Origin of the sequence: Chryseobacterium sp. SNU WT5 (assembly GCF_007362475.1) — a bacterium.
In the GTDB taxonomy this organism is placed as follows: domain Bacteria; phylum Bacteroidota; class Bacteroidia; order Flavobacteriales; family Weeksellaceae; genus Kaistella.
Genome location: NZ_CP041687.1, coordinates 1,853,874 through 1,874,833, shown reverse-complemented (window position 1 = coordinate 1,874,833; position 20,960 = coordinate 1,853,874). Strand labels below are relative to the sequence as shown.

Annotated in this window: 23 protein-coding genes; all 23 read left to right on the top strand. The window is 42.0% G+C overall.

Going from position 1 to position 20,960, the window contains the following annotated elements:
- Window positions 1-8: 8 nt before the first annotated feature.
- The gene (locus FNJ88_RS14450) at window positions 9-647 is read left to right on the top strand and encodes a hypothetical protein (RefSeq protein WP_214649541.1); all 639 of its coding nucleotides are present in this window, start codon (window positions 9-11) and stop codon (window positions 645-647) included.
- Complete coding sequence (locus tag FNJ88_RS14445) at window positions 614-1,312, top strand: HlyD family efflux transporter periplasmic adaptor subunit (protein WP_228414506.1); 699 nt, start codon at window positions 614-616, stop codon at window positions 1,310-1,312. The genes FNJ88_RS14450 and FNJ88_RS14445 overlap by 34 nt, the downstream gene beginning before the upstream one ends.
- Window positions 1,313-2,280: 968 nt before the next feature.
- Window positions 2,281-3,075: a hypothetical protein gene (locus tag FNJ88_RS08950; protein WP_024565584.1), complete on the top strand. Its 795-nt coding sequence runs from the start codon at window positions 2,281-2,283 to the stop codon at window positions 3,073-3,075.
- A gap of 23 nt (window positions 3,076-3,098) precedes the next feature.
- The gene (locus FNJ88_RS08945) at window positions 3,099-3,449 is read left to right on the top strand and encodes a hypothetical protein (protein WP_024565585.1); all 351 of its coding nucleotides are present in this window, start codon (window positions 3,099-3,101) and stop codon (window positions 3,447-3,449) included.
- A complete protein-coding gene (locus tag FNJ88_RS08940) occupies window positions 3,446-4,915 on the top strand; it encodes a relaxase/mobilization nuclease domain-containing protein (protein WP_024565586.1) in 1,470 nt (489 codons plus the stop codon). Before FNJ88_RS08945 ends, FNJ88_RS08940 begins: the two co-directional genes overlap by 4 nt.
- Window positions 4,916-4,917: 2 nt before the next feature.
- Window positions 4,918-5,571 carry a ParA family protein gene (locus tag FNJ88_RS08935; RefSeq protein ID WP_024567408.1) on the top strand — a complete coding sequence of 218 codons (654 nt, stop codon included), beginning with the start codon at window positions 4,918-4,920 and terminating at the stop codon, window positions 5,569-5,571.
- A 62-nt stretch (window positions 5,572-5,633) separates the two neighbouring features.
- Window positions 5,634-6,167, top strand: coding sequence for a hypothetical protein (locus tag FNJ88_RS08930; RefSeq protein WP_024567407.1), 534 nt, complete (start codon window positions 5,634-5,636; stop codon window positions 6,165-6,167).
- A 36-nt stretch (window positions 6,168-6,203) separates the two neighbouring features.
- Window positions 6,204-6,527, top strand: a complete 324-nt coding sequence (locus FNJ88_RS08925) for a DUF4134 domain-containing protein (RefSeq protein WP_024567406.1) — start codon at window positions 6,204-6,206, stop codon at window positions 6,525-6,527.
- Between the two features lies 1 nt (window position 6,528).
- Window positions 6,529-6,843, top strand: coding sequence for a hypothetical protein (locus FNJ88_RS08920; RefSeq protein WP_024567405.1), 315 nt, complete (start codon window positions 6,529-6,531; stop codon window positions 6,841-6,843).
- Window positions 6,815-9,889, top strand: coding sequence for a TraG family conjugative transposon ATPase (locus tag FNJ88_RS08915; RefSeq protein WP_024567404.1), 3,075 nt, complete (start codon window positions 6,815-6,817; stop codon window positions 9,887-9,889). Before FNJ88_RS08920 ends, FNJ88_RS08915 begins: the two co-directional genes overlap by 29 nt.
- Window positions 9,890-10,031: 142 nt before the next feature.
- The gene (locus FNJ88_RS08910; protein WP_228414505.1) at window positions 10,032-10,598 is read left to right on the top strand and encodes a hypothetical protein; all 567 of its coding nucleotides are present in this window, start codon (window positions 10,032-10,034) and stop codon (window positions 10,596-10,598) included.
- Between the two features lie 43 nt (window positions 10,599-10,641).
- Window positions 10,642-11,349, top strand: coding sequence for a hypothetical protein (locus tag FNJ88_RS08905; protein ID WP_024567402.1), 708 nt, complete (start codon window positions 10,642-10,644; stop codon window positions 11,347-11,349).
- 2 nt (window positions 11,350-11,351) lie between these two features.
- On the top strand, window positions 11,352-12,017 hold the full coding sequence (locus FNJ88_RS08900; RefSeq protein ID WP_024567401.1) for a hypothetical protein: 666 nt from the start codon (window positions 11,352-11,354) through the stop codon (window positions 12,015-12,017).
- 124 nt (window positions 12,018-12,141) lie between these two features.
- On the top strand, window positions 12,142-12,852 hold the full coding sequence (locus FNJ88_RS08895; RefSeq protein ID WP_228414504.1) for a hypothetical protein: 711 nt from the start codon (window positions 12,142-12,144) through the stop codon (window positions 12,850-12,852).
- A 2-nt stretch (window positions 12,853-12,854) separates the two neighbouring features.
- Window positions 12,855-14,105 carry a type IV secretion system protein gene (locus tag FNJ88_RS08890; protein ID WP_029738611.1) on the top strand — a complete coding sequence of 417 codons (1,251 nt, stop codon included), beginning with the start codon at window positions 12,855-12,857 and terminating at the stop codon, window positions 14,103-14,105.
- Between the two features lie 5 nt (window positions 14,106-14,110).
- On the top strand, window positions 14,111-14,725 hold the full coding sequence (gene traK, locus FNJ88_RS08885) for a conjugative transposon protein TraK (RefSeq protein ID WP_024565597.1): 615 nt from the start codon (window positions 14,111-14,113) through the stop codon (window positions 14,723-14,725).
- 2 nt (window positions 14,726-14,727) lie between these two features.
- Window positions 14,728-15,081, top strand: a complete 354-nt coding sequence (locus FNJ88_RS08880) for a hypothetical protein (RefSeq protein WP_024565598.1) — start codon at window positions 14,728-14,730, stop codon at window positions 15,079-15,081.
- Entirely contained in the window at window positions 15,077-16,285 is a 1,209-nt protein-coding gene (traM, locus tag FNJ88_RS08875; protein ID WP_024565599.1) for a conjugative transposon protein TraM, read from the top strand. Before FNJ88_RS08880 ends, traM begins: the two co-directional genes overlap by 5 nt.
- A gap of 2 nt (window positions 16,286-16,287) precedes the next feature.
- A complete protein-coding gene (locus tag FNJ88_RS08870; protein ID WP_024565600.1) occupies window positions 16,288-17,157 on the top strand; it encodes a DUF4138 domain-containing protein in 870 nt (289 codons plus the stop codon).
- Window positions 17,158-17,159: 2 nt separating this feature from the next.
- Window positions 17,160-17,399, top strand: a complete 240-nt coding sequence (locus FNJ88_RS08865; protein ID WP_024565601.1) for a hypothetical protein — start codon at window positions 17,160-17,162, stop codon at window positions 17,397-17,399.
- Window positions 17,400-17,405: 6 nt separating this feature from the next.
- On the top strand, window positions 17,406-19,400 hold the full coding sequence (locus tag FNJ88_RS08860) for a type IV secretion system DNA-binding domain-containing protein (RefSeq protein ID WP_024565602.1): 1,995 nt from the start codon (window positions 17,406-17,408) through the stop codon (window positions 19,398-19,400).
- Window positions 19,390-20,238, top strand: coding sequence for a M23 family metallopeptidase (locus FNJ88_RS08855; protein ID WP_024565603.1), 849 nt, complete (start codon window positions 19,390-19,392; stop codon window positions 20,236-20,238). Before FNJ88_RS08860 ends, FNJ88_RS08855 begins: the two co-directional genes overlap by 11 nt.
- Entirely contained in the window at window positions 20,228-20,950 is a 723-nt protein-coding gene (locus FNJ88_RS08850; RefSeq protein ID WP_024565604.1) for a hypothetical protein, read from the top strand. Before FNJ88_RS08855 ends, FNJ88_RS08850 begins: the two co-directional genes overlap by 11 nt.
- The last annotated feature ends 10 nt before the right edge of the window (window positions 20,951-20,960 follow it).

Below are 20,960 nucleotides of genomic sequence, written 5' to 3'. Positions count from 1 at the left end.
ATAATAAATTGGAAAAGGAAAAAGACATATTAGACAATCTTGAACTACGTTCAGAAAACGTGCAGGATATTCTCACGCAGCCGCCACATTGGATGATTCGATGGGGAAACACGGTAATTTTCGTCATTCTCCTGATGGTTCTCTTGATGAGTTATGTAATTAAATATCCTGAGTTTATACCTGCCCCCATAGTCGTAACTTCCAAAAATCCACCTGAAAAACTTGAAGCAAGAACAAATTCTAAAATTGAAAAAATTTTAGTGAAAGATCATCAGTCTGTAAATAAAAATCAAGTCATGATGGTGCTTCAGTCAGCTGCTGATTACAAGGATATTCTAGCTCTAAAAGATATAGTTGATTCAATGTCATCATCACAAGTTCTCTACTTCCCTACTCAACAGGCATCAACCTTCAAACTTGGCGAAATACAGGGAGAATACAATAGTTTTGCAAAAGCATTGCAGGATGAAAAACTTTTTACTCGTCTTAAGCCCTATGCTCCTGAAAATATTGCAGCAAACCAAAGTCTTGGGGAATACAGGGCAAGGATTGCTACATTACAACAGCAGCGGAACTTAGAAGTTACAAAATTTGACCTTACCAAAAAAAATACTTGCGCTCCCAAGAATTGTTCAATCAAGGTGTAATTGCCGCGATGGAACTAGAAAATGAAAAAACAAAATTTCTACAGGCAGAACAAAATTTGAAAAATATCAATATAACATTGTCACAGATGCAGGAAGCGGTTTCAAATCTAAATAAAACCAAAAGCGGTGCATCAATAAATACTGAGAAAGATAAGATTACATACAGCTCCCAAACGCTCCAATTATTTGAACAGCTAAGAAAATCACTGAGACAATGGGAACAAAATTATCTCATTATTTCTTCTACTGAAGGAGTAGTTAGTTTCCAACAATTTTGGGGCGAGAACCAATTTGTAAAACCCGGTGATATTGTGATGTCTGTTCTACCCAATGATAAGGAATTAGTTGTTGGTCGGATGTTGATTCCATCAGTGAATTCCGGTAAAGTTAAACCAAATCAAAAGGTTTTAGTAAAGCTTGATAATTACCGATACCAAGAATATGGAATCGTTGAAGGCAAGGTCCAAAACATTTCTCTTACTCCAGATGATAAAGGGAACTATTATGTTGACGTTTTGCTTCCAAAAGGATTGCGGACTTCTTTTGGGAAAAAGTTGCCATTTGACAGAGAGCTCAAAGGAAGTGCCGAGATTGTCACCGAGGATTTAAGGCTAATTGAAAGGTTTTTCTATCAAATTAGGAAATTGTTGGGGTATCAAGCTTGATGTTTTTTTTAAAAAAATAATTGTTAATGCTAAGATTTCTTACAGAAACGAGGGATTTCCGTGCATTATTAGTGCAAATTCTCAACAAATAAAGTCATCTTTTTCAAAAACCTGCCTGATTTAACCACAGGCAATTTTTCAACCTGCGTAAATTGGGCACATCCCAATCACAAAGCCGCGTAAAAAAGCCCATTTCCAAGAGAATCTTTTTCATTATTTTTAATTCCAAGATTATCTAAACTAAAATCTAAAAAATAACTCTGAAATAATCATCTACAGAATTTTCAGTCCTTCCGATTCTTTTGTTAAATATGCACTCCCAAAGTAACCACCTGCGAAAAATAGACACAAGTTCAAAATCAACCTGGGTAAAATAGACCCACCCTACATTTTCCTAAATGATAAGCATTCTGACAAAAATTTCAATGATAAAAAGACACACCTTCCTTCAAAACCTGCACCAAATAAACTTATCTTTTTCAATAAGTTGGGTAATTTAGCTACAGGTTATCATGCAACCTGCGTAAATCAGCCACATCCTACTCGCAAACGTGGGTAGAAAAGTTACACCTCAATTCTCCCCGTTTTCCATGTTTTTTTCCTTCCAAAGCAACTTTATCATAAAAAACCGCAAAACAACCCTAATATAAGCATTCGAGGAACCTTTTCAGACCTCTAAAAAAATCAGTAAACTTTTGTTGCAAGATGTGTCTTTGTACCCACAAACTTTTCAAGTTTTGGGACAAAGACGGTCTTGCCTTTTTGCAAAAGGGGAAAAAACGGCGGAACTTGTTTTTTTTAATCACCAAATCTGGTTCAAGCATCTAAACTCGTCTAAATTATTCTTTTTTAATCTTCGGAGAATCTAAACTCGTCTAAATTGTTCTTATTTAGCCCACGCCCCATGAACACTATTGTTTTCACGGATTTGATGTCCCAATTTTGCAACAGAAATTTTAATCAAAAAAATGAAAGCAACCCTCTATGTTCTCCTGACACTTTTTGCCATCAACCTCAATGCGCAGGTCGGAATAAACACACAGACACCCGAAACTACTTTTGATGTAGTAGGAAAACCAAACGACACCTCACATCATGACGGGATTATTCCTCCAAGGATAACGGGCGACCAGTTGGCGAACAAGTTTTACACACAGGCAAAAAAAGGTGCGGTTGTATTTGCCACCGCTCCGGCTTCCAATCTTTCGGGGCAGGTCATCAATATTTCAGAATCAGGAATGTATTATTTTGACGGCAACGTATGGCAGAATTTCGCAAAGGAGAAACAGCCTGTCGAATACAGAATTGTACTCACCTTCGATCCCAACAGCACCGCCGCACTGACAGCAACTTCAACTTGGTCCGCCCCTGTAAACTATTCGGGAAATAGCCACGCCTATCTTACCTCCTCAAAATATTACACCATCGGAACCAAAAATTTCGGAGGACTAAAGGGAGCGGTTTTGTTCAGAAAAGTACAGGGAATTGTAAATGTATGGTTTCAGATGTACAGGTCTTCTGATTCCGCACCGATTACGGGAAACGCCTTCATCAGCATTGCGAGCATCTACAGCGACATCGGATACATTCCCAACCAGATTGTCTTACTGCATACGGAAAATTCCACGCAATATTTTCCAGCCCTGCTGGAGAATTACAGCATCCAGATTCCGCAAACCTCCCTAAACGCAATGTCCACATCCTACTACACCTACGGAGAAGTTCAAGGATATTCCAACTGGATCAAGCCTTATCTGCCCTAATTGATGATTCAACAAAGTCCTTAATGGAAAAAGAAGACTACATAAAATTCAGAATATCCAAAACCAAAAAACAGGACTGGAAAAAAATATGCAAAGACAGAAACCTCACATTGACCGACTTACTGACGGCATCAGTTGAGAACAGAATTTTAGACAACGAAAGAAGACAGATACTGGCGTTCATTGAAAAACAAGACAACGTCTTCATCAAGATAGAGACCAACATCAACCAGGTAGCGAAAATTGCAAACGGACAAAAGTTTATTTCGGAATCAGAACTGAAAAACTTCACCGCAAAGCTTTCAGAAATCGCCAAATTGAAGAAGCAGCAAAACCAAATCTTCGAAAAGATCTATGAAATGCTCGCAAAATGATTGTCAAGATTATTCCTGCTTCAGGCTCGGATTTTCACGGCGTTCAGTACAACGACAAAAAGATGGAGAAAGGAACAGGAGAACTGATGCTGATGAAAAACTTTCCCTCCTTCATCAATGGGGAAAGCAGTCCGGAGCAGGTTCGGGACTACTTCAAATCCATTTCAAAAAATGAGAAGGTAAAGAAACCACAGTTCCACGCCGTCATTTCTGCAAAATATCAGAATCATGGCAAGGAAGAAATCACCGAAATCGCCAAAGACTTCATGCAGGAAATGGGCTACGGAAAACAGCCGTTCATAGTTGTTTACCACAGCGACACCGAGAACAACCACGTCCATATCGTCTCCACAAGGGTTGACAAGCAGACCGGAAAGAAAATCAACGACAGTTACGAACGCTTGAAAGCCCAAAAAGCATTGGCAGATACACTAGAAAAACGATACGGAGTAAGTTCCGAGGAAAAATTAGAAAAACTGCTAAACTATCAAATTGCTTCACTCAGCCAACTGGAACTCCTGCTTGAAAGAAGCGGGTTCAAACTAACTAAAGACACAAATGATGAAAATGACTTTTCCATTCTGAAGAACGGGGTAAAACTTAAAACCATCCACGGTAACCAAATCAGTTTTACCCCCAATTCGGACAACGGACGAATGAGACAGCTGAAAGCCATTTTGAGCAAATACAAAGACCTCTGTTCCAATAAAGTCTTCAAGGTAGAGGACAGAAGGGCGCAGGAATCACTGCTACCGGAAGAAAGGCACAGCGACCATTGGAAACCCAAGATAGAGTTCGAGAGCGAGCTCCAGAAAAAATTGCGGGACATCTACGGACTGGATGTGGTCTTCCACCACAAGGACGGACAGAAACCCTTCGGATACAGCATCATCGACCACAAATCGGGAAAGGTGTTCAAGGGAAGTGAGATCATGAAGATGGACGACCTGTTTGAGATGACCGATGAGAAAATTGACAAGAAACTTTTTGAAAGTCTAAAGGACTATAATCTGGCGGACAGTTTTTCAAAACAAATATTAATGGAGCATCTGAAACGCCAGAATCCCGAAAACGCTATAATAGAATTTATGCTTTTCGAGTCTAAGAAAATAAAGAACAGGGAGGTTTTCAACGCCATAAAAAACGAGGTAAAGGATTATGTCGAAACACAGAATAACAAGGATGTCCACCTCATAAAATCGGAAGATGGAAAATATTATGCCGTCCACTCCAAACTGCATTATGTGGGTTCATTGGAAAACTTAATTGGAGAGAATGCCTATCAAAAATTCCTCAATCCAAGCAAAGAATTGACACCGGAAAGTAGAGATGAAAATCTTTCCAAGGAACTGGATAGAACCATAGACGACCTGATTTTCCAATTCACCAAACCGTCGGGAGGAACAGGGAGAGACCCTGCCGAAGAAGAGTTAAGAAAAAGACGCAAAAATAAAAAAAGAACATAAGAATGATCATCACATTTGCCACCCAAAAAGGCGGAACAGGGAAAACCACCCTCGCCATCGCATTCGCCAACTATCTCTCCAGAATTTCTACAAGGAAGATCAAGGTGTTTGATTTCGACTACCAAAAATCCTTCTTCAACAAATGGAGGGAGGATGCGGACTCGGAACTGCCCAAACTCTACGAGGTGGAAGTCATTGGCGAAGATGACGATGAGCCGCCTTTCGAGGACTTGGAACAGGTTGTCGACCTGAAAGAAAGCAAAGACCTGTTCCTGTTCGATCTGGCGGGAACACTGGACCAGAGATACAGCGATGTTTTGGTGTACAGCGACTTCATCATCATTCCCTTTGAGTATTCCGATGTGTCCGTAAAATCAACCTTGGTATTCAAAAATCTTCTGGGTTTGTTGGAAAGCGAGGCGGAAAGAATCTTCATCCGCTCCAAATACGACAAGGGCTACAAATATCTCAACCAAAAGGAAATGGATATCGAGTTGGCAAAATACGGAACTCTACTAGAAAATCCCGTGTTCAAGAGAAACTGCCTCCAAACCATCGACACGAGAAAACTCACCTACGAGCAAAAATACGCCGTAAAGAAGCCGTTCGACGAAATTATACAGCAGATCAGCGAGGTCAAAAAAGTTGCGCTTTAACGAGAGACAAAAGAGACAAGAAAAAAATAATCCATAAACCACAAACCTCAAATCAATACATTATGTTAAAATACTCACTCATCCTTTTAGGAGCCTACTTTCTGTACTATGCCGGAAATATCGTCTACGACCTTTTCCTAAAAAAAGAGAAAACCGTTCAGACCGATGTTGCAGAAGAATACTCACTCGGCGACTTTGCACAGGCGGAGAATGAGGAACCCACCTTGATCGGCATCGAGGATGTGGAAAATCTCAAAACCCCGAAATCATTCCTAAAAAGCGAACCCATTCCGATTCAAAGACAGAACAATTTTGAAGACAATCCCAGTTTGGAAGAATTGAGGAAACGATTTGAAGAGGAAGAGGATTTGGATGGGACCAGCTCAAAACAGCCCGAAACCAAACACCATGAAAATCCGCCACAGCAAACGGAAATCAGCAAAAAGCCAGAAATTATTGAGCCAATAGTTTCCAAGAAAAAAAATGATGCACAGAGCAAGAAAGACCAATGGAAAGAATTTGTCAACCTTTCTGAAACCAACGTAAAACTGGTGGACAATATTGAGGGACAAAAGGTTTACCACTCGACGATTTAACCAATTTACCATACATAACTAACCTAAATTTTAAAAATGATGAAAAATTTTATCAGAAAAAACGTGACAAAAAAGAAAGTTCTAACCCTTGCCTTGGTGATGCTGGCAATGACCCCGATGCTTGCGCAGGGCGGAGCGACCGCCATCTCCAATGCCGCTTCCGACATTAAGGACTATTGGGACCCCATCAAGCTGATATTAAAGGCAGTCGGTGGACTCGTAGGATTTATCGGAGGATTGAGGGTGTACAACAAATGGACGAACGGCGACCAGGATGTCAACAAAGAAATCCTCGGCTACGGCGGTGCGATGATCTTCCTTATCGTGGTTCCGGAATTTGTAACCGCATTCTTTGCTTAAGATGGGATACTACCTGTACAAGGGGCTCAAAAAACCCCTTGTATTCTTCGGACTCAAAGGCAAATACATCATTTATGCGGTAGCCGTCATCGGCGCAGGTGTGGTTGCGGCACTCATCTTATCCAAATTCGGATTGCTGGGTTCATTATTAGGTTTATTGGTAACCGCAGGAGGTGTCTACCTCATTTTCAAGAAGCAGGACAAAAACGGACTCTACGACAAGACCAAAAATTTTGACCAGATATTCATTTTTCCAAAAAAACTCAACAACAAAAGATTTTTAAAAGATGGTAAAGACAAAGAAACAGGCATTTGACATTCCCTTCATCGGCTACGATTACGGAAAGGATTTTGGATGGGATTTTGATGTCCTCTTCGGACAGTACGGGAATCCGATTATCGGCATCAGAATTAAGAACATTGTGGAACAGTATTCCGCCGACCCAGACAACTACCTGAACTTCCATACCGTGCTGAATCAAGTCGTATCCATTATTGGCGAAGGAAGAATCGTTCAAAAACTCGACATCTTTTCCAAAAAGAGATATACCGCCGAATCCTCCAACCAGTTCCTCCAGCAGAAATACTCCGAGCATTTTGACGGAAGACTATTTAAAACCATCGAAACGGTACTCCTGTTTACGGACATTGTGGACGACAAACTCAAGAAGAAAAACAAGCACTACCAGTTTTCCGAAAAAAGTTACAAGGAACTTCGCGACAAATGCCAAAAGGTGTTGATGCTCTTGAAGCAGAGCGGTTGCGAACCCCAATTTTTATATGAGAAAGATTTTGAATACTACATTTCGGGTGTATTGTCGATGCAGTTTACGGAAACCCCGGTTTTTGACAATATCAAAAGTACCAACGAATATCTCCAAATCGGAAACCGCTTCGTCAAAAATATTTCCTATGTGGATGTCGAAAATATCGACCTGCCTTCAGAAATAGATCCTTTTTCCATATTGGGAGGAAACGGAGCAGCCTCGGAAACGGCGGTGGACAACTTCACCTTCATCAACGAATTGGAGGATTACGAAACCATCATCTACAATCAGGTCATCACCATTCCTCTGCAGGCGCAACAACAGCGGGAACTCGACAAAAAGAAAAAGAAGCACGAGGGGGCGGCAAACAACTCTCCATCCAACGCCATTATTGCGGAAGAAATCCAAACGCTTCTCCACAATATCGCCATCGACGGACAACTCGTGGTCAATGCCCATTTCTCCCTAATATTTTCAACACATACACTGGAAAAAATGGAAGGAATACAGTCGATGATCGAGAACAAGCTTTTTACGAAAGGAATTATCGTCTCCAAGAACGCCTACAACCAGCTCGAACTATTTCGCTCCGCCATTCCAGGCAATGCCACGGAACTTCGGGAATACGATTTATTTATGACGACAAGCGAAGCGGCCTTGTGTTTTTTTTTTAAAGAAAGTTACCCCGTGAACGAGGAATCCAATTTTTATCTGCGTTTTACCGACCGACAAGGCGTTCCATTGAAAGTTGATCCGGCGGACTTGCCGATGAAGACAGGAAGAATCAACAACCGAAACAAGTTTGTCCTCGGTCCGTCAGGTTCTGGAAAGTCCTTCCTGATGAACAATATCGTTGAGCAATACCTGACCTACAATTATGACGTGGTCATTGTGGACACGGGAGATTCCTATTCGGGAACCTGCAAATACAAAGGCGGGAGATACATCCAATACACTGAAGAAAAACCAATCACCATGAATCCTTTTTTGATGAACAAGAAAGAGTTCAACATCGAAAAAATAGAATTTTTGACCAATTTGATTTTCCTGATTTGGCAAGGTCCCGATGCCACGATGTCGTCCGCACAAAAATCTATTTTGGACAATGTGCTGATGTCGTATTACCACCAATATTTCAATTCGGGAACCAGGTGGTATGAGCATAAGACCTCGGAGGAACTCATTCTCTATCTGAACAAATACAACATCCACGAGGAAGACATTATTTCAGATTTTGAGAACCAGTCGAACGGACAGTACAACTATTACGATATTTTGGGAATCGCTTTCGATGCAGGTTCTGACGAGATTAAGGAGGCTTTCCGAAAACTCGCCATCGAATATCATCCGGACAAAAATATGAACAACCCGAATTACGACAGCGAAAAATTCTACAAGGTTTACGAAGCTTATGAAACCTTGAACGATGAAGATAAGAGAAAAATCTACAATGAGACGCAACTCATCCTCATCAAGTCCAACGAGATTATCAGGCAGCCGAAAACGGCGGAAGAATGGAACGAGTCCTTCCGAAAAACCATCATCAAGAAAATTAAGGAGCTCGAAGAAAAATTGGAGGCAAAAGAACTTTCCTTCAACGGATTCTATGACTACTGCGATAAATTTCTGCCCCTTTACCTGAACAATAAGAAACACCACATCACCGAAAAGGAATTTAATCTAAGGACATTCTTGTTCGTGCTGAAGGATTTCTACAAAGGCGGAAGATATGGAACGACACTCAACGAAAGTGCAGACAACACGCTCTTTGACGAACCATTCATCGTCTTTGAAATCGACAATGTGAAAGACAACCCGAAACTGTTTCCGATCGTGACACTCATTATCATGGATACCTTCATCCAGAAAATGCGTCTCCGAAAAGACCGAAGAAAGGCGCTCATCATCGAGGAAGCATGGAAGGCGATTGCCAGCAAACTGATGGGCGGATATATTCTCTATCTCTACAAGACGGTTCGGAAATTTTGGGGAGAAGCAGTGGTTGTTACCCAGGAATTGGACGACATCATCGGAAATGCCGTCGTAAAAGACAGTATTATTAATAACTCGGACACCTTCATATTGCTGGATCAGACCAAGTTCAAGGACAACTTCGACAAGATTGCATCACTGCTTTCATTGAACAAGGTGGAACAAAACAAGATTTTCACCATCAATAATTTGAACAACAAATTTGGAAGAAGCCGTTTCAAGGAATTTTATCTGAAGCGGGGTTCCAAAGGAGAAGTGCACGGCAATGAGGTTTCCTTGGAGCAGTATTTAACCTACACCACGGAAAAACCAGAAAAATCCGCAGTCGAATACTATGTCCAACAATACGGAAACTACGACGAGGCTTTGCAAAAAATTGTAGGCGATTTGAAAAATTTCGGAGACAGCCTTGAAAACTTGGTATCGCTCGTCAACCTTTATCAAAAGCCATTGGACAAAAAGGTGGTTTCCTATTACAGGATGATGAAGAAGACGCACAAAGGGCAAAATATCTTCAAAATCATCTCGCAGGAATTGGAAAACCGAAATATCCATTTTTCAGAATTAATCAACCAAAAACACGAGGAATATGAAAAAGTATAAGCCCCAAAATCCCCAAAGGGGACTTTCAATAAATTCCCTCTCTTGGAGGGTTTGGAGGAGGCTTTTCCTGTTGATTCTCCCCCTTTGGGGGACATGGGGCTTCTCCCAAAACACCTACATCGACCCGACGGTAACGGCGGCGATGATCCTCTATTCAGAAAACTTGAAAGCCAAGCAGAACGATGTGATTGATGAAACCTCCAAACTGAAGGATGCCCAAGCGTGGGTGGGAACCCAGATGGTGGTTGCCAACGATATTCAGAATAAGATTCTGAAAGGTCTGAAGGAAGTTTCGGGAACCTTGCAGAACGGAATCCAGGTGAAGGAGATTTATTCGGAACTCAACAAATGCTACAATTATTCATCGCAGGTAGTTCAGTTGGCATCGGCACATCCACAATATGCCATTTTCGGGGTAAAGGCTTCACAGAAAACCTATGAACAGAGTATAAAAATAGTGACTGATGTCTCCGACATCCTCGCCTCGGGAGAGCTGAACCTTGCCACTGCGGGAGACCGATACAAGATATTGCACAACATTTCCGAGAATGTCAAAAACCTAAAGCTTTGGCTTCTGGCAATCAAGTTAAGACTGGAAAAAGCCAATCGTTTGGGATTCTGGAACTCCATCAATCCATTTGCAGGATACATCAATACCGACAAGGGAATTGTAGAAAATATTATGAACCGATACAAAAGAAATTTCTAGCCCCTGTCCCCAAAGGGGAACAATGTAAAAAAATAAGATGAAAATGAAACATCCCATAATTAACGCTTTAAAAAGCCCCCTTCGGGGGTTTGGGGGCTTGCTGATTTATTTTGTGCTCACTTCATCCAGTGGCGGCTCCACGCCGTCTTGGCAGCAGGAAAACGTATCCTTTCCGATGATGAACCTAGAAATCAAGGCGACGATGGATGAAAACGAGAGGCAGAAGGAGATGCGGAAAAACCAAATTGCCAATGCCACGGTGGAAACTGCCAACAAAACCCAGTGGAACAATTTCAAGGACAAGGTGACCAAAATTCAGGACAGACTTCGAATCGTATCGTTCGCCATTCAAGCGATTCCCACAGGAATTGCGATGAGCAGGGAGATTACGAAAATCACCCAAAACCAGCAAGCCATTATCCATGAAATCAGTACCGCACCTTATTCCATCATCGCGGTTCTGCCTTCACAGGTTCAGTTTGTGGATGATCTGCAAATGGTGACGAGGCTGATTGTCGGGATTGTGGTTTCCTATGGGGCAATGAACCAGATGGAAAAGTCGGAGCGCAAGATTTTATTGGATTATGCCTTGGGAGAAGTCAAGACGCTGAGCAGAAATTCTACCCATATGCTTTTAAAGATTCGGGACATCAAGGCAAAAGTCTTACGAAACAAAAGAGCCTTTCAATACTATGTGAATCGGGACAAACAGGTGGTCGAGAACATTATGAAAAACATCAAATCCTTTTAAAAATGAGAAAACTATTTATCGGAGGAATCTTGTTTTTTTCTGTTGGTTTTGTAAGCGGACAGCAGATTGTTATCAACGACAAACTCTTGGTGCAGATGACCACCAACCACGGCGTAAGGCTGGGAAGCGAGCAGGCATTTCTAAACTCTTATGAAAAACAGAAGGAACTGTACGACGACATTAAAAACAAGACTGCACAGGTCATCGCCATTCAGGAATACATCTACCAACAACTAAAAAATGTCAACTCGGCACTCACGCAGAGCAAAAAGTTAATCTATCTGTACCAATATCTGGGAAAGGTAGCGAACAACTCCAACAAAATGCTGGACTTGTCGGCGCAACATCCAGAATATGCCGTCTTGGTTTCCAAATACTATGTCGAAATCGGCAAACAGACCTTAAAACTCAAGCAGGAAGTCACGCAGGATATTTTGAACGAGAACAAGGATTTCCTGATGGATCCGATGGACAGGGAGATGCTTATTGAAAAGGTGTTTACCCGAGTTCGGAACATCAATGGAAACATCCTCTACATCATATTGCGGTTAGAAAACGCCAAGAAGATTCCGTACCTGTACCAGGTTCCAGTGCTAAGAAACTACCTCAATATCGACAGGGCGATTGTCGGAGACATTATCCAGAAATACAAATACATATTCAATTAAAAAGATGAAAAAATTAGTTAAAAAATTTGCCCTCGTTCCGCTTTTGCTGACAGCAGTCGGCGTATTCGGGCAGTTTACCGTAAAGCGTTTGAACGACCCCTCCATCGTAGCCCAGCACAAAAGGATGGTGTTCCAGAGTTGGGGCGATTGGCGTCCCTATCCAAAATACCTTTTGGGGATTCAGACCAACTTCGCGTATGCCACCGTTTGGGGAATGTGGGCTCCCAGCAGAAACAGGGATTATAAGGATGGAGAAGATATCCGACCGCTAAAACCGACGGGACTTCAAAACCAGCGTTTTGCCCAAGTGAAATTTCAAGAGGAAGAGGCAAAAAAGATAAAGGCGGCATCCGACACCATCTATAAAAGAAGCGTCCAAGACTTTGCCCATTGGACTTCGGCGACGGTCGATGCAGACCCGCTCTGGTTGCTCTACTACAAAAGGATGCTCAGACCCATTACCGAATTTCCAGACAATCCTCAAAACTTTATCGAATGGAGGCTGAAGAACCAGCAAACCTACGAAACGCTCAATACCACGGGAACTTTAAAAAGACTTCAGGAGGAATTGGACTTAATCAAGGAAAAATATTCAATGTCGAGGTCGATGGATATGCCGAGAGGAAAACGCTTTTTGATGTACCATGACACCCTTATCAAATGGAGAAGGTTCGTGCAGGAATTAAGGAAACACAACGATAAGACGACACTTCTTTTGGACTATAAAAATATTCTGAAAAACCATTCGCCTTATGCATTGCCACAGGCTTGGACTCCCGCTTCCGACAAGCAGATCATCCACAACACGATGCAGCAGTACAAACATAAATTTTAGTGATGAAAAGAAATACTACACCCTTATTTTGCCTCTTGGCAATATTGCTGCCGATAATCGGCTTTGCCCAAACCGACGGCGACTACAGCAACCTGCTCCAATTTCTAAAGGGCGACGGCGCATTTGAGAAATGGTTTATGGAGGTCTTTACCAAACTGGACAACAGCGTTCAAGACGGTGCTGTCGGATCCGCTTTGGTTGGAAGGGCGATCGGAGGACTGGGAGCGTTGATGTATCTCGGATACATGGGTTGGCAAATGGCGGCGGGCGACCGGGAATGGGAAATCACCCCGATGCTCAAACCAATCCTCATTGGATTTACCCTGGTGTATTGGAGTGGTTTTGTCAATCTGATTCAGGCACCCTTTGAAGCCATTGCAGAACCGGGAATCGCCATTTTCAGCGACATTGAGTCCGAAGTGAATGATTTGAGGATTCAACGATTCAAGAAACAGCAGCAGCTACTCGATGCCGTCATCAAACTGAAAGCCGACGAGGATGCGAAGCAGGACGTCATCAACAACACCGGCAAAGATGCCGACGACTCTTGGTTCGACATCAGCGAGGGACTGGACAAACTCATCCAACCCATCAAGGAATGGCAGTTACGGATGGAGTTCCAGCTCCAAAAACTGGTTGCAGAAATTATCGAGTTCGTTTGCCTTTCCATCCTTCGAATCTGTGTCTACCTTATTTTCTTCATCCAAAAAATTTGGGCCTACATCCTCATTATTTTGGGGCCTATTGCGGTAGGTATGGCGCTCGTTCCAGGATTTGAAAACTCGCTGTACAGCTGGGTTTCCAAGTTCATCAACATCAACCTATACACCTTTGTAGCCTATACCATCATCAATATTGGTCAGCAACTGATCGCTTCGGGTTATGAAATGGAGATTGAGCGGTATGACACGCTTTTAACCAATGGAACCATCACCAATTTAGATGCCTTGATGGTTTATGTGAGCAATTCGGGAATGATCTACAACCAGCTCTTTACCTGTGTCGCCTATATCGTGACGGGAATCGGGGTATTGATGACGCCCACCATTGCCGACACCATTGTTACAGCGGGAGGTGCAGGTGCGATGACCAAGATGAAGAGTGCTGCTGGAAGAATGGCGAGTGCCGCTAAAACAACGGTATTGGCAGCCAAAACCGGTGGAGCTTCCGTAGCGGGAGCAGCAGCAAAATCGGCTGCATCAGGTTCCGCATCGGGAATGGTCAACAGTGCGATGAATAACAACAAAAAATAAATAAGATGCTGATCAAAAATATCGAACAAAGAATAAAAATCAACAAGGTAGTTTCGCTGGGAACAATAGCATTTGCCGTAATTATCGTATTGGCGGGCTTCTTCTTTGCCTATCGGATGATTCAGGATTCAAGAAAATCCATCTACATTTTGGACAACGGGGTTCCGGTACTGGCAAAGCAGACCGATGTCTTGTTAAACAGACCCGTAGAATACAAAGCCCAAATTGAACTGTTCCACCGACTATTTTTCACCTTGGCTCCCGATGATGCCTACATCAAGGAGAATATTCAAAAATCACTGTACCTCATTGACGACAGCGGAAAAAAAGAATACACCAATCTCAAGGAAAAAGGCTTCTACAACCAGATTGTGGCCTCCAGTTCCATGGTCAGTATTCATACGGATTCCATCTCGCTCAATATGGAGCAACAGAAATTCTCCTTTTTCGGAAAGCAGATGATTACCAGAAAGTCTGCCGTGATTACAAGAAAATTGATTACCGAAGGATACTTTGAGGACATCATCCGAAGTCCAAACAATCCGCACGGTGTGATGCTTAAAAATTGGAGGATTATCGACAACGAGGAAATCTCCAACCAAACCAAAAATTCCTATTAAAGATGAAAAATTTTCTAAAACAAACCGCAAAAAAGGGATTGGAATGGGCGGCAAAAAATCCGAAGAAGTTTTTCACCCATTCGATGGTTTTTCTCTCCGTGTCTTTTATCGGATCGCTGATACAGGGAATTTTCTTTCCGAGCCAGTCGACATTTAAAATCAAGCCCCCAAACCTCTATTCCAAAAGCAACACGACCCAGCAAATTAATAAAAACCAAGAGAAAGAAATGGAGAAAATAGTTAATGAACTCAAAATTTTAAAAATGAAAAGGGACCGAAAAGAACTCCAAAAAGAAGACAGCCTGAGAATAGAATATTTGTACAACCAATACCAAGAACTGCAACATGGACATTAAGAAAATCAACTTTAAGGAAAAAAAATATGTGATGCCCCTTCTGGCATTGCCGTTCCTGCTGCTCTTTGTGTATGTAGGTGCCCAATTTACCAAAGAGGACACCTCTAAAAAGGACAAGCCGAAAGAACTTTCCCTGTCTCTGGGAGAAACACGGGACTCCATCATGACGAAGAACGATGCCTACGACGCCTTTTTCAAGAAGGACGACAACAGGACGATGCTCGGAGGATTGGACAAGGAAGAGGACAGTCTGCTCAGTTATGAAGACCAGTTGTCTTTGGACCAGAAAAGAAAGATCGATTCACTGAAGGCGGTCTCCAGCAGACAAAATCAGCAGGCGTCAAAAGGAGGCAACTCTTCCTATTACAATCCAAAACAGCAAAATGAGGACAAGGATTTCAAGAGGTCTTCTGAAATCATCCGAATGCTGAACGACAAGTCCAATGGGAAACAGGAAAATGAGCAACTTTCAGAAAATCAAAAATCTAGTAATCAAAATGCACAGCAAGACCCCGTAAAATATCTGAAACAGCAGATGCTCGTCATGGATTCCCTAGAAAAAGCGAGGGATCCCGAATACCAAGCCAAACTCTTGGCGGAACAGAAACTCAAGGCAAACAAGGAAAAGATGGACGAGTTCCTCAATTCCACCTTCAATGTCGGCAAGTCGGGAATCAACAGCGAGTTCAATGCCTTCTACAGGGAAAATGAGAACAGTTTTATCAAAGCCGTCATTGATGAAAACAACAAGGGATTTCTGGGAAGCAGAATCCGGTTCCGATTATTGGAAGACATCTTCGTCGGCAACAGAAAAATTGAGAAAGGCTCCATCCTTTACGGGCAAATCTCGGGATTTTCCATGCAGCGGGTTGACCTCAAGATTGTCTCGGTATTTACCAAGGGAGAAATTCTTCCCGTCAACCTTTCCATCTATGATATCGACGGTTTGAAGGGACTTTATGTTCCGGAAAGCGTCTTCAGGGACATGATTCGGGAAATGGGGAGCAACTCCGTACAGGGAACACAGATGGATATGGGCGGACAGGGATTTTTCACGAGCATCGGCTCAAAATTGTTCACTTCCACCTCCAAATCCATAGCCAACCTCATTAAAACCAACAAAGCCAAACTGAAATACAACTCCTATGTATTTCTCATCGACGAAAAACAGCTTAAAGACTCACAAAACCAACAAAAGAAATAAAAATGAAAACAGCAATCAATATCCTATTATTCCTTATATCCAACCTTTTTATTGCCCAAACCGCAACCAAGGAACAAGTCATTTCGGAATTGCCCGAACTAGTGATTACGGAGGGCGTCAACCTGCACATCATCTCACCGGAACCCATCCAATATGTGGATTTGTCCACCCAAAAACTCACGGGTGATCTACCGAACATCAATATCGCGAGAATCAAGATCACGGATGCTCCTACCAACGTCGACCCAAAGGAAAAGGCAAAAACCACCTCTTTATTGAATGGCGACAAAATAGGAATAATAACCGTTGTAGGTCAGTCTTTTATTGCCCAATATAAGGCTATTTACAGAAATTCGGAAAATAAAAACACCGTGACCAACATCCATATCCAGCCAGAAGAGATGCAGCCGATTGAACTGGACAAAACCCGTTTTTCCAACTTGGAGCTGACCAAGTTTGCGATGGACATCATCCAGAAGAAGACGGAAGAAAATCCAATCAGGGAGCAAAAAGACCTTAAACTCAGTATGCAGCTCAACAATGTGTACGTTATCAGCGACTACATCTTTCTCGATATGACCTTCAAAAACAGCTCGAACCTGAGTTACGATATCGAAGACCTAAAATTTTCCATCGAGGACAAAAAAATCTACAAGGCGACCAACAATCAAAGCATCGAGATGACACCGATTTTTAGACTTTACGCCCCGAAACATTTCAGGAAAAATTTCAGAAACATCTATGTCTTCAAAAAATTCACTTTTCCGAACAGCAAGGTGATGATGATCCGCCTGATTGAGGAACAACTCTCGGGAAGAACCATCGAGATGAAGGTGAATTATTCAGATATTTTAAAAGCAGATACATTTTAGTTATGAACCCATTACCAACAGAATTAATTATTGTCCTTCTCCTGGCGTTCATCGCTTTCATCGCTTCTTGCATATCCATATTTTTTTTATTCCGTCTCAGAAAAGCAAAGAAGGAAATAGAAAAGGAAATTATAAAAATGGCTTATCTGAAAGCGTGGTATAAGGAGATTGCAGTGAAGATTTATGGTAAAGACCGTATTGAGGAAAAAGAGAAAGAGTTTTTAAAAAACTACAATTTATAGGAAGTAATGCAGGAACAACAACACCAAATTAAGATTTACGGATTCCTTCAGAAGGCGGTTTATGCGGTCGTGGCATTGGATTGTGCGTCGCTTTTCTACCTCGATGCAGATATTCCTATAGTTTCAAATCTATTGAAAAATTTCTCGAAGATGAGTTTCTTTTACCCACCCATCAACGCAAAGTTTGCGACCCTGATTCTGATTGGATTGGTTGCTGTCGGGACAAAGGCGAAGAAGAAAAAGGATTTGAACATCGCCACGGAAATCGTAATCCCCATGATATTGGGCTTGTTGATGATTTTTTCTTCACTCGTTTGGCAAAACGAGGCAGGAAACTCCAAACTCCCTAAAATTTTTCCTGCACTGAATCTTTATCAGGTCATCTATGCCGTATTGTCTTTTTTGGGTGCAGTAATCCTTCAAATGGGAGCAGACGCCATCTCAAAACTCATGCAACAAAAAATGGGAAAAGACCGATGGAATGTAGAGGAAGAAAGTTTTGCCCAAAATCAGGAACTGGTAGAAACGGACACCTCGATCAATATCCCATATCTCTTCAGATACAGTAAAAAAATCAACAAGGGATGGGTCAATATCAATCCATTTCGTGGGACGATGGTGATTGGAACGCCTGGAAGTGGAAAGTCTTTCGGAATCATCAATCCCGCAATCAGGCAAATGATAGCGAAAGGCTTCTGCCTGTGTATTTACGATTTCAAGTTTCCCGATTTGGCGCAGATTGCCTACTACCATTATCTGTTGAAGAAAAGCAAAGATTCAGGGTATGAATACGATTTTCATGTCATCAATCTGAACGAGGTAGAAAAATCCAAAAGGGTAAATCCATTGAAAAAAGAATACATCCAAACCTTGGCGGAAGCACAGGAAATGGCGGAGTCAATGGTATCGTCGCTCCAAAAGGGAGGTTCAAGTTCGGGAGGCGGCTCCGATGCTTTTTTCACCCAATCTGCCATCAACTTTCTTTCGTCGAGTATCTACTTTTTTGCCACCTACGAGGACGGAAAATATTCGGATTTACCACATATCCTGTCCTTTATGAACCGAAGTTACAAGGAGATTTTTGACACACTTTTTACCAACGAGGAAATATTCTCACTGCTTTCTCCCTTTAAGACGGCGTATGAAAACAAGGCATTTGACCAGTTGGAGGGACAGGTCGGAACCTTGAAGATATTTCTCTCACGATTGGCGACCAAGGAAAGTTTCTGGGTGTTTTCGGGCGACGAAGTGGAACTAAAAATTACGAACAGGGAGAATCCTTCCATCCTGATTTTGGCATCCGATCCAGGAACGCAGGACATCAATTCCGCCCTTTATTCATCGGTTTTAAACAGGACTTTACGACTCATCAACTCCAAACACAATTTGCCGGGAGGAATTATTGCTGACGAGTTTCCCACCATCTACATACATAAAATCGACAACGTGGTGGCGACCGCAAGGAGCAACAAAGTGGCGGTCTTATTGGGACTTCAGGAAATCCCACAACTCCGACAGTTTTACAAAAAAGAAGTTGCCGACACCATTTCCGCCATTGTTGGAAATATCCTTTCAGGTTCCGCAAGGGACAAAAATACTCTGGAATGGCTGGAGAAACTGTTCGGAAAAATCAAGCAAAAATCCTATTCCCAATCCATCTCCCAACAAGGAACGACGACCAGCATCAACGAGAAAATGGACTTTATGATTCCTGCAGGAAAAATTGCGACGCTCAAAACTGGCGAAATGGTCGGAATGATTGCTCAGGGCGAGGAAAACGACACCGAGGAATACAAAACTTCGGCGATGAACGGCAAAATCAATTTGGATATGAAGGCCATCAAACAGGAAGAACACAACTATGTGAAAATGCCTTCCTATTACTCATTTGTCGACAAAATGGGAAACAATAGGAAAAACGATGTCCTGATGACCAACTTCAGAAAAATCAATAAGGAGGTTGAATTAATCGTAAATGAATTTACTAAAAATGAAAAATAGAACGACAATAATAACATTAACAATTCTCCTTTTAACAGGCGGTTATTCCATGGCTCAATTCAATACGCTGATGCCGACAAAACCACACAAAACGGAAGACTTTAAAATTATGGAAACCCCAAAAGAGGAGAATTCCAACCAAAAAAAGGAGAAAAAATCGTGGAAAGAAATCTTCAACATCACCCCAAAATCGGAACTGAAAAACGAAACCGAAAGTTCAATGAAGATGTTAACGAGTCAAATCGACTCTCTAAAGACGATGCTTAAAAACTACCATAATGGAAACAATCAAAGTAACGTGGACTACAAAAAGATGAAAGATTCACTATTTGAACTGATGCAAAATTTTCAACCCGAAAAAAAGCAGGAAAAGGATTTTGAAACCACCTTTGAAGGTTTACGGAAAAATATCTCAATGCCTTTGCGCAATAGAATTAGCGTGACTTCGCCTTACGGAACAAGGATGCATCCAATTTTCGGCACTGCAAAAATGCACAACGGAATTGACCTCAAAGCCAACTACGAAGATGTTCACGCCGTGCTTGATGGAATCATTACCGAAGCAGGTTGGGATTCCAAAGGCGGTGGAAACTACATCAAAATCAAACATTTCAACCGATTTGAAACCTCCTATCTCCACCTCTCCGAAATCTACTACAAAGTCGGAGAAAAAGTCAGGGCGGGCTTCATCATCGGGAAAAGTGGAAACACAGGGAACTCTACCGGACCGCACCTGCATTTTGCAGTAAAGGAGTTTGGACAAAGCATCAATCCCTACCATTTCTTAAACGACCTAAACAAAGCAAACAATTTAATAGCAACCTACTATGCAAACTGAAAACCTACCTACCGAAGAACTTAAAAAGTTCGGAATCATCAATGAAGATTTGTCATTTTCAAAAAAACTGAAAGCGGACGACATCCAAAAATTTCTGCAGGGCTACACGATTGTCGCAGACAACGACAAAAACAGGGCAACTTTCCAACTCACGGAAAACAACACCCGACTGAAAGTCATCTTTCTGGAGCGGGATAAAAGCATCTCCGAAATCCTCAGAAACAGCAAGGATGGAATTGAGTATTCCACTATTCAAGACCTTTCAAACAAAAATGAGAAGAAACTTTCGCTTGAAAAAAAGGCATTCATCTACGACAAGGAAAACAACATCGTCGCCGAGTTCGACCTCATTAAAAATGCCACCGAACTCACCGCAATCATTGCCGACAAGAAGGATGTCGCGGAAATGAACCGCTACAAAAACGAACTTCAGAAACTGAAAAATTTCCTGATGGATAAAATCGACCAATATCCCGAAATCGCCAAGGAAATTTCCAACGACTTGAACATCGTTTCCAGAGAAATCAACACCGTAAACAGCATCTCACCCGATGAGAAGCAGATTTCAAAAGGTGGCAATTCCGAAATTGACCTGAACGTCAATGACAGGGATAGGTACGAAGACGCGAACAGAAACCGGGAAGAGCAGGAAGAAGAAATCGAACAGGAAATCGAACAGGAACAGGAAAAACGCCGTGGATTCCGCAGATAAATTTTTGAAA

Bases quoted from the DNA above. Each gene is read 5' to 3' on its own strand.
- FNJ88_RS08950 (WP_024565584.1), top strand. From the start codon at position 2,281: ATGAAAGCAACCCTCTATGTTCTCCTGACACTTTTTGCCATCAACCTC.
- FNJ88_RS08945 (WP_024565585.1), top strand. From the start codon at position 3,099: ATGGAAAAAGAAGACTACATAAAATTCAGAATATCCAAAACCAAAAAA.
- FNJ88_RS08940 (WP_024565586.1), top strand. From the start codon at position 3,446: ATGATTGTCAAGATTATTCCTGCTTCAGGCTCGGATTTTCACGGCGTT.
- FNJ88_RS08935 (WP_024567408.1), top strand. From the start codon at position 4,918: ATGATCATCACATTTGCCACCCAAAAAGGCGGAACAGGGAAAACCACC.
- FNJ88_RS08930 (WP_024567407.1), top strand. From the start codon at position 5,634: ATGTTAAAATACTCACTCATCCTTTTAGGAGCCTACTTTCTGTACTAT.
- FNJ88_RS08925 (WP_024567406.1), top strand. From the start codon at position 6,204: ATGATGAAAAATTTTATCAGAAAAAACGTGACAAAAAAGAAAGTTCTA.
- FNJ88_RS08920 (WP_024567405.1), top strand. From the start codon at position 6,529: ATGGGATACTACCTGTACAAGGGGCTCAAAAAACCCCTTGTATTCTTC.
- FNJ88_RS08915 (WP_024567404.1), top strand. From the start codon at position 6,815: ATGGTAAAGACAAAGAAACAGGCATTTGACATTCCCTTCATCGGCTAC.
- FNJ88_RS08910 (WP_228414505.1), top strand. From the start codon at position 10,032: ATGATCCTCTATTCAGAAAACTTGAAAGCCAAGCAGAACGATGTGATT.
- FNJ88_RS08905 (WP_024567402.1), top strand. From the start codon at position 10,642: ATGAAACATCCCATAATTAACGCTTTAAAAAGCCCCCTTCGGGGGTTT.
- FNJ88_RS08900 (WP_024567401.1), top strand. From the start codon at position 11,352: ATGAGAAAACTATTTATCGGAGGAATCTTGTTTTTTTCTGTTGGTTTT.
- FNJ88_RS08895 (WP_228414504.1), top strand. From the start codon at position 12,142: ATGGTGTTCCAGAGTTGGGGCGATTGGCGTCCCTATCCAAAATACCTT.
- FNJ88_RS08890 (WP_029738611.1), top strand. From the start codon at position 12,855: ATGAAAAGAAATACTACACCCTTATTTTGCCTCTTGGCAATATTGCTG.
- traK (WP_024565597.1), top strand. From the start codon at position 14,111: ATGCTGATCAAAAATATCGAACAAAGAATAAAAATCAACAAGGTAGTT.
- FNJ88_RS08880 (WP_024565598.1), top strand. From the start codon at position 14,728: ATGAAAAATTTTCTAAAACAAACCGCAAAAAAGGGATTGGAATGGGCG.
- FNJ88_RS08870 (WP_024565600.1), top strand. From the start codon at position 16,288: ATGAAAACAGCAATCAATATCCTATTATTCCTTATATCCAACCTTTTT.
- FNJ88_RS08865 (WP_024565601.1), top strand. From the start codon at position 17,160: ATGAACCCATTACCAACAGAATTAATTATTGTCCTTCTCCTGGCGTTC.
- FNJ88_RS08860 (WP_024565602.1), top strand. From the start codon at position 17,406: ATGCAGGAACAACAACACCAAATTAAGATTTACGGATTCCTTCAGAAG.
- FNJ88_RS08855 (WP_024565603.1), top strand. From the start codon at position 19,390: ATGAAAAATAGAACGACAATAATAACATTAACAATTCTCCTTTTAACA.
- FNJ88_RS08850 (WP_024565604.1), top strand. From the start codon at position 20,228: ATGCAAACTGAAAACCTACCTACCGAAGAACTTAAAAAGTTCGGAATC.